The sequence below is a fragment of the Bradyrhizobium sp. ISRA436 genome, from assembly GCF_029910015.1.
GTDB lineage: Bacteria > Pseudomonadota > Alphaproteobacteria > Rhizobiales > Xanthobacteraceae > Bradyrhizobium.
Map to the genome: position 1 here is coordinate 4,461,478 of NZ_CP094519.1, position 12,854 is coordinate 4,474,331.

Sequence of the window (12,854 nt, forward strand, 5' to 3'; positions counted from 1 at the left end):
ACGGCGCAAGGCCGAAGTCGCCTCGGCATACCAGGGCGACGACGAGCCATGCGGCAGGGGAAGGACAGCGCGGCGGCGCCGCCGATTTCCGCAGAACGGGCGGTTGCTGCCCGATCGGCCCAGCACGGGCCGCGTCCCGCCTGCGGGCGCCGTATTGCCCCTCATGGTGAGGAGCGCGGAACGCGCGTCTCGACGATGCTTCGCCTCGCGAGGCGAACCATGAGGCCTCGCCTTTGGCCTACATCCTTCGGGACGCCGCTTCGCGGCTCCTCAGGATGAGGGGTTATGGCGCTTGTGACGCAGAGGGACGATTGCCCACCTACAGCGAGCGCGCGATCAACAGCTTCATAATCTCGTTGGTGCCGCCATAGATCTTCTGGATGCGGGAATCAATGAACATCCGCGAGATCGGATATTCCTGCATGTAGCCGTAGCCGCCGTGGAGCTGGAGGCACTCGTCCGCGGTCTCGACCTGCTTCTGCGAGCACCACCATTTCGCCATCGAGGCCGTCACCGTATCGAGATCGCCGGCGACCAGGCGCTCCACGCACCAGTCGACGAACACGCGGGCGATCATTGCTTCGGTCTTGCGCTCGGCGAGCTTGAAAGCGGTGTTCTGGAACTCGATCAGCGGCTTGCCGAACGCGTTGCGCTCCTTGGTGTACTCGGCCGTGATCCTGACCGCGCGCTCCATCGAGGCGACGGCGCCGATCGCGAGCGCCAGCCGCTCCTGCGGCAATTGCTGCATCAGTTGCACGAAGCCGTTGCCCTCCTCGGCGCCGAGCAGGTTTTCCGGCGGCACCACGACATTGTCGAAGAACAATTCCGAGGTATCCGAGGCGTGCAGGCCGATCTTGTCGAGGTTGCGGCCGCGCCGGTAGCCCTCGGCGCCTGCGGTCTCGACCACGATCAGCGAGAGGCCCTTGGCGCCCGGACCGCCGGTGCGCGCGACCACGATGACGAGGTCGGCGGCCTGGCCGTTGGTGATGAAGGTCTTCTGGCCGTTGATGACGTAGGAATTGCCCTGCTTCTTTGCCGTGGTCTTGACGCTCTGCAGATCGGAGCCGGTGCCGGGCTCGGTCATCGCGATGGCGCCGACCATCTCGCCCGACGCCATCTTCGGCAGCCAGCGCTTCTTCTGCTCCTCCGAGCCGTAATTGAGGATGTAGTGCGCGACGATCGCGCTGTGCACGGAGACGCCGGTCGTCAGCTCCGGCACGGTGCTCTCGAGGTCGTCGAGCACGGCGGCGTCATAGGCGAAGCTGGTGCCGAGGCCGCCATAGGCCTCCGGCACGCTCGGCAGCAGCGCGCCCATCTCGCCGAGCGCGCGCCAGGCTGAGCGGTCGACCAGCTTCTGCGCGCGCCATGTCTCGGCGTGCGGCGCCAGATCCTTGGCGAGGAATTTGCGGAACTGGTCACGGAAGGTGTCCAGCTCCTCGGTCATCCAGGACGATCGGTATTGCATCATGCCCTCGCAATTAAATCAGCAGACCGCCGCCGGCGACGATCACTTGGCCGCTGATGTAGTTCGATTCCGGCGAGCAGAACAGATAGACCGCGTCCGCCGCCTCCTCGGGCGTGCCGCCGCGGCCGAGCGGGATCATCCGGCCCATCGCCTCCAGCATCTGCGGCTGCACGCCAACCTTGATGTCGCGGCCGGCGACGTCGATGGTCTTCTGCTGCGCCTCGATCGGCTGGGTCAGGCGGGTGTTGATCAGGCCGAAGGCGACGCAATTGACGTTGACCTTGTAGCGGCCCCACTCCTTGCACATCGTCCGCGTCAGCCCGATCAGCGACGCCTTCGCCGACGAATAGCTCGCCTGCCCGGCATTGCCGTAAAGGCCCGCGATCGAGGAGATGTTGACGACCTTGCGGAACACCTCGCGGCCGGCCTCCGCCTCCCGCTTCGCCATCACGCGGATCGGCTCGGACGCGGCGCGCAGGATGCGGAACGGGGCGACGAGGTGGACGTCGAGCATCGCCTGGAACTGCTCGTCGGTCATCTTCTGGATCGTCGAGTCCCAGGTGTAGCCGGCATTGTTGACGATGATGTCGAGACCGCCGAAGCGCTCCATCGCGCTACCCACGAAGCGATCGGCGAAGCCCGCCTCGGTCACGCTGCCGTTGACCGCGATCGCCTCGCCGCCCATGGCCTTGATCTCGGCCGCGACCGCATCGCCCGGCTCGGCATCAAGGTCATTGACCACGACGCGCGCGCCCTCGCTCGCAAGCTTCAACGCGATCGCGCGCCCGATGCCACGGCCCGAACCGGAGACGAGCGCGACTTTGCCTTGCAGTTTCGACATTCAAACCTCCCTCAAGCAACATGATTTCCGTGGGTGCCGCTTCACCTCGCCCCGCCTACGGGGAGAGGTCGGAACGCATCGCCAGATGCGTTCCGGGTGAGGGGTGCAGGTCTCACGGGCCTGCGGAGCTCGCGGAAGCATCCCCTCACCCCAACCCTCTCCCGCAAGAGCGGGGCGAGGGAGAGCTATCCCTTCGTCGCCGCAGCTCACCTCATCCCTCTACAGCGCAATCACGGCTTCCCCGGCGAGCTTGATCTCGCCGTTCTGGTCTTTCGTGGTGAGCGCAAGCTTCGCTCGCTTCTCACCATCCTGCTCCATCAGCTCGGTCACGGTGCCCTCGCAGGTCAGCTTGGCGCCGAGCTGGGTGATCGCGGCAAAGCGCGTGGAGAACGAGCGGATGCGCGACGGCGCGACCGCGTCCGTCAGCGCCTGGCCGAGATAGCCCATGACAAGCATGCCGTGCGAGAACACGTCGGGGAAACCGGCCGCCTTCGCGAAGTCGATGTCGACATGGATCGGATTGTGATCGCCGGAGGCGCCGCAATACAGCGCGAGGCGATGGCGGGTGACCGGCGGAAACTCCTTGTGGACGAGACGGTCGCCGACCGACGGAAGCTTTGCGCTCATAACGGCACCACATTGCGTACCACCACGGTGCGCGAAGTATCGGCGACATGGACGCCGTTCTGATTGGTGACCTCGGTGACGACGACGATCAGCGTCATCGCCCCGCCCTTCTTGTCGGTGACGTCAGCGACCCGGGATTTGAAGGTCAGCGTGTCGCCGACGACCACAGGCGCGTGATAGTCGAAGCGCTGCTCGCCATGCAGCACGCGGGCGAGATCGATATCGAGCGCGTTAAGGAACTCGAACGGATCGGGTGCGTCCATCATTTCAAGGCAGAACAGATAGGTCGGCGGCACCGGGGCCGCCGTGTAGCCGGCCGCCCGCGCGGCCTTGTCGGCGCGATAGAGCGGATTGCGCTCGCCGAGCGTATCGAGGAAGAAGCGCAGCCGCCCGGGCTCGACGCGCGCGGTCACCGGCGTGAAGGTGCGCCCGACGGCGGATTGATCGACCATGCGTGACCTCAGGCGCGCTCGTAGAGCGTCACGACGCAGGCGCCGCCGAGGCCGAGATTGTGCTGCAGGCCGATCCGCGCGCCTTCCACTTGCGTGGCCGCCGCGGTGCCGCGCAGCTGCCGCGTCAGCTCATAGCATTGCGCAAGGCCGGTGGCGCCAAGCGGATGGCCCTTCGACAACAGGCCGCCGGACGGATTGGTGACGATCCTGCCGCCATAGGTGTTGTCGCCGTCGTCGATGAAGCGCGCCGCCTCGCCCTCGCCGCACAGGCCAAGCCCCTCATAGGTGATCAGCTCGTTATGGGCGAAGCAATCGTGCAGCTCGACGACGTCGAGATCCTCCGGGCCGATGCCGGCGGCCTCGTAGACCTTCTTCGCGGCATCGCGCGCCATGTCGTAGCCGACCACCTGCATCATGTCGCCGGCCGCGAAGGTCGACGGCGTGTCCGTCGTCATCGCCTGGGCTGCGATGCGGACCTGCCTGTTGAGGCCGTGCTGGTCGGCGAACTTTTCCGAGACCAGGATCGCCGCGGCGCCGCCGCAGGTCGGCGGACATGCCATCAGCCGCGTCATCACGCCGGGCCAGATCACCTGGTCGTTCATCACGTCGTCGGCGGTGACCTCCTTGCGAAACAGCGCCAGCGGATTGTTCTTGGCATGGCGGCTCGCCTTTGCGCGCACCTTGGCGAAGGCATTGAGCGGCGTGCCGTATTTCTTCATGTGGCTGAGGCCCGCGCCGCCGAAATAGCGCAGCGCCAGCGGCACGCCGGGCGCGTCGACAAGCTTGTCTGCGGCGGCATCGAAATCGTCGAACGCGCTGGGGCGATCGGTGAAGACCGCACCGAGCGCGCCGGGCTTCATCTGCTCGAAGCCGAGCGCCATCACGCAGTCCGCGGCGCCTGATTCAATCGCCTGCCGCGCCAGGAACAGCGCGGTCGACCCGGTCGAGCAGTTGTTGTTGACGTTGACGATCGGGATGCCGGTCATGCCAACCGGATACAGCGCGCGCTGCCCGCAGGTGGAGTCGCCATAGACGTAGCCGACATAGGCCTGCTGCACACGGCCGTAGTCGAGCCCGGCATCGGCCAGCGCGAGCCTGGCGGCTTCCGCGCCCATCACGTGATACGGCGCGTTGGCGCCGGGCTTGACGAACGGGATCATGCCGACCCCGGCAACGTAGGCGCGTGACGTCATTATTGTCCTCCCGAAAATTACCCACTGGACTATATATTACCGATGGGTAATATACGGGCAACCTCCCGGAGTCAATGCGACACCCAGCGCACGCCATGGACGCCCACGCCCCCTCCTCCACCCCCCAGTCGCCCTGGCTGCCATTCGAAAGCCGCCGGCGCGCCCGCGACGAGAAGCGCGAGGCGGTGTTGCGCGCGGCGGTCGCGCTGTTCCTGGAACAGGGTTATCACCGCGCCACGCTCAACGACGTCGCCAAGCGGCTGAACATCACCAAGCCGGCGCTCTACAATTACTTCCGCGGCAAGGACGAGATCCTGTTCGAGTGCTGGTCGCTCGGCAACGAGCTGGTCGACGATTGCATCGCCGAGACCTCGGCCGGCGGCGGCACCGGCCTTGATAAGCTGCGCAAGCTCACTGTCAGATATGCCGAGCTGATGACCACCGACTACGGCAAGAGCCTCGTCCGCTTCGACATCCGCGATCTCAACGAGAACAACCGCAAGATCGTCCAGATGGCGAAAAGGCGGATCGACCGCGCCTTCCGCAGCTATATCGCCGAGGGCGTCGACGACGGCTCGATCAGGCCGTGCGATCCGAAACTCTCGGCCTTCGCGATCGCGGGCTCGCTGAACTGGATCGGCCATTGGTTTCAGCCCGGCGGCTCGATGACCGGCAAGGCCGTGGCCGAGGAATTCGCGATCCGCCTGACTGAAGGGATCGCCACAACGACGCGCAAGAAGGCGGACAAACTGCCTCGCACGGGAAACGCATCAAGGGAGGACAGGAGTGAACATCACGCACGGACTGCGGCGCGCGCTGCAGGTCAATCCAAACGGACTCGCGGTCGTCTGCGGTGAGCGGCGCCGCAACTGGCGCGAGGTCGGCGACCGCGTCGCCCGCCTCGCCGCCGGCATTCGCGGCCTCGGCGCCAGAGATGGCGATCGCGTCGCGATCCTGTCGCTGAATTCCGATCGCTATCTCGAGCTTTATCTCGCCGTCGGCTGGGCGGGCGCGGTGATCGTGCCGCTCAACATCCGCTGGTCTCAGCTGGAGAACGAGGACGCGCTGCGCGACTGCCGTGCCGAGATCCTGTTCGTCGACAAGGCGTTTGCGCCGGTCGGCGCGACGCTGGCGAAGGCCATTCCTGGGCTGAAGCTCGTCTATGCCGACGATGGCGCGACGCCTGACGGCATGGAGAATTACGAGACGCTGATTGCGCGCCACCAGCGCATCCCGGACGCGATGCGCGGCGCGAGCGACCTCGCGGGCATCTTCTACACCGGCGGCACCACCGGCCGCTCCAAGGGCGTGATGCTGAGCCACGGCAACCTGATGGCCAACGCGCTGAACGCGCTCGGCGAAGGCCTGTGGCCGGGCACGTCGACCTACCTGCATGCGGCGCCGATGTTTCACCTCGCCAATGGCGCGGCGATGTATTCGGTGCTGCTGTCGGGCGGCTCGAACGTCGTGATCCAGGGCTTCACGCCCGATGGCGTCGCCGCCGCCATGCAGAAGGAGCGCGTCACCGACGTCCTGCTGGTGCCGACCATGATCCAGATGTTCGTCGATCATCCCACGCTCGGCAATTACGACCTGTCGTCGCTGCGACGGATCGCCTATGGCGCCTCGCCGATCAGCGACGCCGTGCTGATGCGCGCGATGAAGGCGCTGCCGCATGTCGAGTTCACGCAGGCCTACGGCATGACCGAGCTGTCACCGATCGCAACGCTGCTGCACTGGAAGGAGCATATCGGCGAAGGCCGCGCCAAGGGCCGGCATCGCGCCGCCGGCCGCGCCACGCTCGGCTGCGAGGTCAAGATCGTCGATGCCGACGACAAGGTGGTGCCATCAGGCACCGTGGGCGAGATCGCGGTGCGCGGCAACGTCGTGATGATGGGCTATTGGGAGCGTCCGGAGGAAACCGCGCGCGCGGTGATCGACGGCTGGATGCACACCGGCGACGGCGGCTACATGGACGAGGACGGCTTCGTCTATGTCGTCGACCGCGTCAAGGACATGATCATCTCCGGCGGCGAGAACGTCTATTCGGCGGAGGTCGAGAATGCGCTGGCGCAGCATCCGGCGGTGGCGCAATGCGCGGTGATCGGCATCCCGAGCGAGCGCTGGGGCGAGCAGGTTCACGCCGTCGTCGTCATGAAGAGCGGCGCCAGCGCCACGCCGGAAGAACTGATGGAGCACTGCAAGACGCTGATCGCCGGCTACAAATGTCCGCGCAGCGTCGACATTACCTCGACACCGCTGCCGCTCTCCGGCGCCGGCAAGATCCTGAAGCGCGAGCTGCGCCGGCCGTACTGGGAGAACCGCGACCGGCGCGTCAGCTGACGCGCGCGTTGCATGGCGTGGTTTCAGCAGCAAGCGTTGACATCGGAGCAAGCGGCCGATTGGATCGGTTAGATTCAATCCAGCGAGTTCCGATGTCCGCACCCGATACGAATGCCGACGGCAAGCCGCGCCGCCTGATGCACCGCCGCTCCGTCGAATGTCTCGGCTATCTCAGAGACGACGGGCTGTGGGAGGTCGAGGCGCGGCTGGTCGACACAAAACCCTATGCGCGGCACGACCGCCATCGCGGCCTGCAGCAGCCCGACGATCCCGTGCACGACATCCGTCTGCGGCTCGCGGTCGACGACAGCTTCACGATCCGCGAGACCGGCACGACGATGGCCTCGACGCCCTACCCGTCCTGCCTCGATGTCGAAGGCATTCTGCAACGCCTGGTCGGCGAACGCATCGGCAAGGGCTGGCGCGAGATTATCAGGCGCAAGATCGGCCGGCTGGAGACCTGCACGCATCTCGCGGAGCTGCTGGGCCCGGCGGTGACGACGCTGTTCCAGACGGCAACGTCAGGCAAGAACCCGCAGGGCCGCGACTCGCTCGACCAACAGCAGGAGCTCAAGGAACCGCCGTTCTTCGTCGGCGGCTGCTACTCTTGGCGTCTGGACGGGCCCGTGGTGGCCGAGATGTTTCCGCAGTTCGCGAAGAAAGCTGTCGGGGCGACGCAGGAATCATAGAGCCGTGGTCGCGGGGTGGGTTAGCCGACGACGTTCGCCGTAGCTCAACGAGCGAAGGCAGAAGGCGTAACCCACCTTCCGTCCGATCCGCGTGATGGTGGGTTACGCTTCGCTAACCCACCTTACGGGTTACCCGACAATCCCGCCAATTTCAGGCTCAACGCCCGCAGCCGCCTTCGCGCCTCGGCGTCATAAGCCTGCGAATGGGGGCGGGCTTCGCGCATGCCGTCGAAGAACAACCCGCTTCGGTCGGCAACGTCGTCGCCGTGGACCAGATGCAGGATGGCGTCGCCGCCCTGCTCTACGGTCGACATTGGCGTGGTGCCGCTGGCGCGCACCATCGTGGTGTTCATGTAGGTCGCCGGATGCAGCGCGTTCACGGTTACGCCGGTTCCCTGCAACTCCGCCGCGAGATCGATCGTGAACATGATCTGCGACAGCTTGCTCTGCGCATAGGCGCGCCCGCCGCTGTAATTCCTCGTGATCATCACGTCGTCGAAATCGATCGGATGCTGGCCGAGCGAGGCGACCTGGACGATACGCGAAGGGGCGCTCGCCTTCAGCCGCGGCAGGAGCATGTGCGTGAGCAGGAAGCCGGCGAGATAGTTCACCGCGAAGCGCAGCTCGTGCCCGTCCTTGCTGGTCTGCCGCGCCGGCCCCTCGTTCTGCGAGCCGATGCCGGCGTTGCTGACGAAGACGTCGAGCCTCTCCTGATCGTCGAGCACGAGCTGGGCGAACTCGCGGACCTCCGCGAGCGAGGAAAGATCGGCCTGATAGAACATCGGCTCGCGGCCGCTCACCCGCTTGATCTCGTCGGCGAGTGTCTGCGCCCGCGTCGTGTCGCGGCCATGGATCAGGACCCGGGCGCCGGCGGCGGCGAGCTTCATCGCCACGTAGCGACCGACGCCATCGGTGGAGCCGGTGATCAACACCGTCTTGCCTTCCATGTTCATTGCCATCGTCCTTCGGTCGTCCCTGCACCAGCATCAAAGATAATTGGCGATATCAACTTTGCCATGGCGTGCGGCCGTCGCGCCAGCACATCCCCGTAACTGCTGGTCGACATCACGACATTTTTAGGTTGCATCTCGATCTCAATTCCGGCCGCTGCCCGCGTAGTCTGGCGCGCGTCGCATCGCCGCACGGACAACCCTCTCCTGCGGCGCCACGCCACGTCTCGACATGAGCCGGTTCTGGTATCGTCGGCGCAAGTCGACGAAGCCATGGCGCGCGGTTGCTGCCGGGCATGCGCGAACGGGCACAGGATGTTCCGATCGGCTCCAAACAGGATCACGCGGAATGCTCCATCACCGGAGCCATTCGGCATGCTGCTCCTGCTCGGCGTGCTGACCGCACTGCCGGCGATCGCAGCGATCCGCCTGATCGAGCCCGGACTGGTCCTGCCCGTGCTCAGCATCCTGCTGTTCGCACAGGCCGCAATCGCCGCGGTCGTGGCGTACGCAATCCGCGTGCGGACAACTTCGGCGCACTTGAACCTTTGGGATTTTGCCGGTGCGTTCACCCTGATGGGGTGTGCAGCGGCGATCCTCGGTGAGCCGGATCAGGCGGCGCTGTTCTTCGAGGAGCAGGCCGCGCTGCGTCCGGACTAGAGCATGATCCGGAAAAGTGGAAACCGGTTTTCCGAAAAGATCATGCTCAAACAAAAAGATGAGATCATGATGCGCTTCAATCTAATCGCATCATGATTGAGCGACCGTAAATCCCAGGCCGGGCCCCTCTGGCAGCCACAAGCTGCGATGTCGGACTGGAACATTGGAGTGGCCCTGCTTCGACCCGCGACGCGGCTCCGCGTCGTGGTGGATTCGCCATCCGCCCGATGGCGACAGCCAACACGTCGAAACCGGTCCACTCCCCGACCTCAAGGGGAGCATGACCCATGTCCGAACTTCTCACACTCGAAACTTTCAGCGCATTGCTGCAGGTCATCCTCATCGACCTCGTGCTGGCCGGCGACAATGCCGTCGTCATCGGCCTGGCCGCCGCGGGACTGCCCGAGCGGCAACGCACCAAGGCGATCCTGATCGGCATCGGCGCCGCGACGCTGCTGCGCATCCTGTTCGCCATCGCCGCGACGCAGCTCATGCAGATCGTTGGCCTGCTGCTCGCGGGCGGCATCCTGCTGCTCTGGGTGTGCTGGAAGATGTGGCGCGAGTTGCGCGCGTCGGCAGCGGACGAAACGGCGGGGCACGGTGCTGACGATGCGGAGGCGCCACGCAAGACGCTGCTTCAGGCCACCACGCAGATCATCGTCGCCGACGTCTCGATGTCGCTCGACAATGTGCTCGCGGTCGCAGGTGCCGCGCGCGAGCAGCCGATCGTGCTGGTGTTCGGCCTGATCCTCTCGATCGCGCTGATGGGCGCGGCGGCCTCGTTCATCGCGCGGCTGCTGCAGACCCACCGCTGGATCGCCTATGTCGGCCTGCTGGTGATCCTCTATGTCGCCATCGACATGACCGTTCGCGGCATCTCCGACGTCGCCAGGATCGCCCCGGCCTGACCACGGAATGTAGAGCGTCAGAACGTTGGTCGTGCCGCAAACCTTCACCTCTCCCAGCGGGGAGAGGTGAACTTGCGCTACCGCGCCACTTCAATCTCAATGATCTCAGTGGATCTCCGCCGAGCGCTTCAGCGCGTCCTTCAGCTTCTCGAGCGAAAAATCCTTCGATCGCGCGATCTCCAGGATCGGCGTCTCGCGGCGGCCGCACAGTTCGGCGGCTTCAGGCAACTTTGCCGCGACCTCATAGGGGATCACGATGGCGCCGTGGCTGTCGGCGTGGATCAGGTCGTTGGAGCGCACCGTCATGCCGGCGACGCGGACCTCACCGCCGAAGCTTTCCGCATGCACCCAGGCATGCGACGGGCCGATCGAGCCCGCCAGCGCCTGGAAGCCCGGCGCCCACTGCGGGATATCGCGGATCGAGCCGTCGGTGATGACGCCGAGGCAGCCCAGCGCCTTGTGGACGTTGCTCTGCACCTCACCCCAGAACGCGCCGTAGCCGACGTCGGGGCCGTCGATGTCCTGGATCACGGAGATGCGCGGCCCGGCACCGGTCCCGACATATTCGTAGTATTCGATGCGGCGCTTCGACTGCTCCTCGGCGGAGAGGCCGGATTTCAGCACCGAGCGGATCGTCGCGGTGCGGGCAAAGCCGACGATCGGCGGCAGCGTCGGAAACGGGCAGACCAGCGGCTTCACCGTGTAGCCGATCAGCCGGCGCTCCGGCGCCACGATCTCCATCGCGTTGCAGATCGTCGGCGTGTCGTAGCGCGCCAACGCTTCGAGGACGGAGGCGGGAAGCGGGGCGGAAGCAGATGTCGTCACGGCGTTTCTCTCCTGATTTTTGGCATGCGCAGGCCGGTCTCAGCCTATAGCCGAGATCGGGCGCGAACCCAACCGAGCGAACGCTCATGGCTGATATTTGGGAAGTGCTCTTTCTCATCCTGAGGAGCGGCGAAGCCGCGTCTCGAAGGATGAGGCCACCAGCGGGGCCTCATGGTTCGAGACGCGCGTGCCGCGCTTCTCACCATGAGGGACTGAAGATGTTTGGCCGGCCTCAGTTCAACCTTGCCGGACGGTTGTCCTGGTCGGTGCTCGCGGCTGGCGGCGTGTAGGCCGGTGCCGCTGTCGGCGCCGGTGCGCTCGCCGCCTGCGTTTGCGCGGCAAGACTGCGCTCCTGGTCGCGATACGACTTCCAGCCCCAGGGCAGGCTGATCAAATAGAGCACCGAGCCCGCCGACAGGATGTGCCAGGGATAGCCGATCAAGAGCGCGACGAAGAACACCACCGCGACGAACACCGGCAGCACCATTTCCGGCGGCACGCGCATCTTCACCGTCTTGCCGGAGAACACCGGCAGCCGCGACACCATCAGGAACGCGATCAGCAGCGTATAGAACGCCGTCAGCGTCGCCGGCGGCATCGGCACGCCGAGGAAGGCGAGATAGATCGGCAGCAGCACGGTAATCGCGCCGGCCGGCGCCGGCACGCCGGTGAAGTAATTGGCGGCGAAGGCAGGCTTGTTCGGATCGTCGATCGAGGCGTTGAACCGCGCCAGGCGCAGGCCGCCGGAGATCGCGAACACCATCGCGGCGATCCAGCCGCCATTGTTCAGCTCGTGCAGCTGCCAGAAATACAGGATCAGGCCCGGCGCGACGCCGAAATTGACGAAGTCGGCGAGGCTGTCGAGCTCGGCGCCGAATTTCGACTGGCCCTTGATCATGCGCGCGACGCGGCCATCGATGCCGTCGAGGATCGCGGCGAACACAATCGCGGCAACCGCAAGCTCCATCCGCCCTTCCGTCGAGAGGCGGATCGCGGTCAGGCCGGCGCAGATCGCCAGCAGCGTGATCATGTTCGGCACAAGCATTCGCACCGGGATCGGGCGGAACCGCCGGCGGCGAAACTCGGGAGAGTCTGGGTCGAATGGCACCATGGCTTACTAATATAGCAAGCACGCGCCCGCTCCGCCAATGCGGCAGGAACCGGCTGATTGGGCCGACAAAACAGAGTTAATCGGCGCGGAACGTCCGGCCGGGATCGCCACCCCGGAAATCCGCCAAAATCGTCTCGCCCGCGATCGCGGTCTGCCCTTCCGAGACCAGCGCCTTGGTGCCCTCGGGCAGATAGACATCGAGCCGCGAACCGAAGCGGATCAGGCCGAAGCGCTCGCCGGCGCCGATCGACTGCCCTTCCTTGACGAAGCAGACGATCCGCCGCGCCACCAGCCCCGCAATCTGGATCACGCCGATCCGGCCGTTCGGCGTCGAGATCACCAGCGAATTGCGCTCATTGTCCTCGCTCGCCTTGTCGAGCTCGGCATTGATGAAGGCGCCCGGCCGATAGGCGATGCGGTCGATACGGCCGGCCACCGGGCTGCGGTTCACGTGGCAGTTGAACACGCTCATGAAGATGGAGACCCGCGGCAGCGGCTTGTCGCCGAGACCTAGCTCGGCCGGCGGCAATGCCTGCCCCACCATGGAGACGCGGCCGTCGGCCGGCGACACCACGATGCCGTCGCGCACCGGCGTCACGCGCACCGGATCGCGGAAGAACAGCGCGCACCAGATGGTGAGCAGCGTCCCGATCCACCCCAGCGGGGTCCAGATCCAGAACAGGATCAAGCTCGCGAGTGCGAAGCCGCCGATGAAGGGATAGCCCTCCGGGTGGATCGGCGGGACCTGCGCACGGATGGAATTGGCGATGGACATCAGAGCTCGCTGGGT

The 12,854-nt window shown here is 65.8% G+C and carries 14 protein-coding genes; 5 read left to right on the forward strand and 9 right to left on the reverse strand.

The features are described 5' to 3' along the window. Nucleotides 1-319: 319 nt before the first annotated feature. The 5 genes from MTX23_RS21180 to MTX23_RS21200 all read right to left on the reverse strand — a co-directional run bounded on the left by MTX23_RS21180 (nt 320) and on the right by MTX23_RS21200 (nt 4,578). Nucleotides 320-1,465, reverse strand: coding sequence for an acyl-CoA dehydrogenase family protein (locus MTX23_RS21180; protein WP_280972137.1), 1,146 nt, complete (start codon nt 1,463-1,465; stop codon nt 320-322). A gap of 13 nt (nt 1,466-1,478) precedes the next feature. Continuing rightward, nucleotides 1,479-2,306, reverse strand: a complete 828-nt coding sequence (locus MTX23_RS21185) for an SDR family oxidoreductase (RefSeq protein ID WP_280972138.1) — start codon at nt 2,304-2,306, stop codon at nt 1,479-1,481. Between the two features lie 219 nt (nt 2,307-2,525). Then, nucleotides 2,526-2,933 (reverse strand): MaoC family dehydratase, encoded by a 408-nt coding sequence (locus tag MTX23_RS21190; RefSeq protein WP_280972139.1) that lies wholly within the window; start codon nt 2,931-2,933, stop codon nt 2,526-2,528. Then, nucleotides 2,930-3,385 carry a MaoC family dehydratase N-terminal domain-containing protein gene (locus MTX23_RS21195; protein ID WP_280972140.1) on the reverse strand — a complete coding sequence of 152 codons (456 nt, stop codon included), beginning with the start codon at nt 3,383-3,385 and terminating at the stop codon, nt 2,930-2,932. The genes MTX23_RS21190 and MTX23_RS21195 overlap by 4 nt, the downstream gene beginning before the upstream one ends. Before the next feature lie 8 nt (nt 3,386-3,393). Further along, nucleotides 3,394-4,578 carry a lipid-transfer protein gene (locus tag MTX23_RS21200; RefSeq protein WP_280972141.1) on the reverse strand — a complete coding sequence of 395 codons (1,185 nt, stop codon included), beginning with the start codon at nt 4,576-4,578 and terminating at the stop codon, nt 3,394-3,396. 95 nt (nt 4,579-4,673) lie between these two features. On the opposite strand from MTX23_RS21200, the gene MTX23_RS21205 reads away from it, so the two are divergent. The 3 genes from MTX23_RS21205 (at nt 4,674) to MTX23_RS21215 (ending at nt 7,610) form a co-directional block, all read left to right on the forward strand. Continuing rightward, the gene (locus MTX23_RS21205; protein WP_280972142.1) at nt 4,674-5,435 is read left to right on the forward strand and encodes a TetR/AcrR family transcriptional regulator; all 762 of its coding nucleotides are present in this window, start codon (nt 4,674-4,676) and stop codon (nt 5,433-5,435) included. Further along, nucleotides 5,365-6,921, forward strand: a complete 1,557-nt coding sequence (locus MTX23_RS21210; RefSeq protein ID WP_280972143.1) for a long-chain fatty acid--CoA ligase — start codon at nt 5,365-5,367, stop codon at nt 6,919-6,921. Before MTX23_RS21205 ends, MTX23_RS21210 begins: the two co-directional genes overlap by 71 nt. A 92-nt stretch (nt 6,922-7,013) precedes the next feature. Continuing rightward, nucleotides 7,014-7,610 (forward strand): DUF2889 domain-containing protein, encoded by a 597-nt coding sequence (locus tag MTX23_RS21215; RefSeq protein ID WP_280972144.1) that lies wholly within the window; start codon nt 7,014-7,016, stop codon nt 7,608-7,610. Between the two features lie 122 nt (nt 7,611-7,732). On the opposite strand, the gene MTX23_RS21220 is transcribed toward MTX23_RS21215, so the two are convergent. Further along, entirely contained in the window at nt 7,733-8,563 is an 831-nt protein-coding gene (locus tag MTX23_RS21220) for an SDR family oxidoreductase (protein WP_280972145.1), read from the reverse strand. Nucleotides 8,564-8,935: 372 nt separating this feature from the next. Between MTX23_RS21220 and MTX23_RS21225 the strand changes: the two genes are divergently transcribed. Continuing rightward, entirely contained in the window at nt 8,936-9,220 is a 285-nt protein-coding gene (locus tag MTX23_RS21225; RefSeq protein ID WP_280972146.1) for a hypothetical protein, read from the forward strand. Between the two features lie 287 nt (nt 9,221-9,507). Further along, a complete protein-coding gene (locus MTX23_RS21230; protein WP_280972147.1) occupies nt 9,508-10,128 on the forward strand; it encodes a TerC family protein in 621 nt (206 codons plus the stop codon). 105 nt (nt 10,129-10,233) lie between these two features. On the opposite strand, the gene MTX23_RS21235 is transcribed toward MTX23_RS21230, so the two are convergent. The 3 genes from MTX23_RS21235 to MTX23_RS21245 all read right to left on the reverse strand — a co-directional run bounded on the left by MTX23_RS21235 (nt 10,234) and on the right by MTX23_RS21245 (nt 12,839). Beyond that, nucleotides 10,234-10,953 (reverse strand): RraA family protein, encoded by a 720-nt coding sequence (locus MTX23_RS21235; RefSeq protein WP_280972148.1) that lies wholly within the window; start codon nt 10,951-10,953, stop codon nt 10,234-10,236. Nucleotides 10,954-11,185: 232 nt separating this feature from the next. Further along, entirely contained in the window at nt 11,186-12,061 is an 876-nt protein-coding gene (gene pssA / locus MTX23_RS21240; RefSeq protein WP_280978136.1) for a CDP-diacylglycerol--serine O-phosphatidyltransferase, read from the reverse strand. Between the two features lie 79 nt (nt 12,062-12,140). Beyond that, a complete protein-coding gene (locus MTX23_RS21245; RefSeq protein WP_280972149.1) occupies nt 12,141-12,839 on the reverse strand; it encodes a phosphatidylserine decarboxylase in 699 nt (232 codons plus the stop codon). Nucleotides 12,840-12,854: the final 15 nt, after the last annotated feature.